The organism is Teichococcus vastitatis (assembly GCF_003604215.1).
GTDB lineage: Bacteria > Pseudomonadota > Alphaproteobacteria > Acetobacterales > Acetobacteraceae > Pseudoroseomonas > Pseudoroseomonas vastitatis.
In genome coordinates this window covers 1-947 of the sequence record NZ_QXGS01000181.1, presented here as the reverse complement: position 1 = coordinate 947, position 947 = coordinate 1, and the positions used below count along the sequence as shown (strand labels likewise).

Here is a 947-nt window from a genome sequence, read left to right as displayed (position 1 = left end):
TCGACGACCTGCGAACGGCCCTCTCATGCGGCCTAGTGCCCGCCATGTGTTGGAGTGGTGGCAGCGCGACGGGCTGCTCGACGATGCTGCGTCGCCGGCGCGGCTTCAGGCTTCGTCGCCCGTGTTCAGCGATGCCCGCAGGGCCACTTGCAGCAGATGCTGCGACAGGTCGCGCGTCCCCTGCCCCGGATGCCGCAGCATCCAGTCGAGCGGCCTGGCGCCCGTGAACGGTGCCGCCGCGAGCGGCTGCCGCAGCCATTGCGCGGGATCCTGAGCCAGGCGGCTCAGGCCGGCATCGATCCCCTGCATCAGCTGCAGCGCCTCCGCCTCGGCTGGTGCCAGCTTGAAGCGCGGCCGCGTGCCCTTGCGGGTCAGGCCACCGGCGTGGCCGAGCAGCGCCAGCGCCGGCTCATCCGGCACCTGCCACCGGTCCATCAGCGCCCAGAAGCTGCCGGAGGTCAGGCCGGCCCGGGCAGCGGGCGCCTCGGTCTTTGTTTGACGGCGGACTGGCCGGGGCGCCGCCGGCCGGTCCGCCGGTTGGCGCACCTTGCCCCGGCCCGTGGCCATGCTCCCCGCCCCTGACGCGACCACCCGCAAGGGTGGCGGCGGAGGCGGCGGCTTGGCGGGTGGCGCGGGCGCTTTCGGCGGCTCCGGTCGCAGCGGCGCCGCACGAGCCGCCGGCTCGTCGCCCTCCGGATCCACACCGAAGACCTCGCACAGCTGGCGGAGCAGGGCTCCGGCCTGCAGCAGCGGCTGGGGCGGAGCGGCTCCTTGTGACGCCGGCTCCAGCCGGCCATCCTGCCGCAGCATCTCGCGGACCGGCACGGCCGCCTCCAGCTCCTGCAGGCGCTGCCTCAGCGGGTTCCGGGGATCGATGGCGGCGCTGCCTGTGGACGGGTTCCGGCGCGGCTCGGTGGTCACTACCGCGGCCACCATCCGCTCGATCG

At 74.8% G+C, this 947-nt stretch carries 1 protein-coding gene; it reads right to left on the bottom strand.

The features are described from left to right. Window positions 1-105 precede the first annotated feature (105 nt). Window positions 106-947, bottom strand: an 842-nt coding sequence (locus D2K64_RS23805; RefSeq protein WP_370765160.1) for a hypothetical protein, incomplete at its 5' end; no start/stop codon positions are given.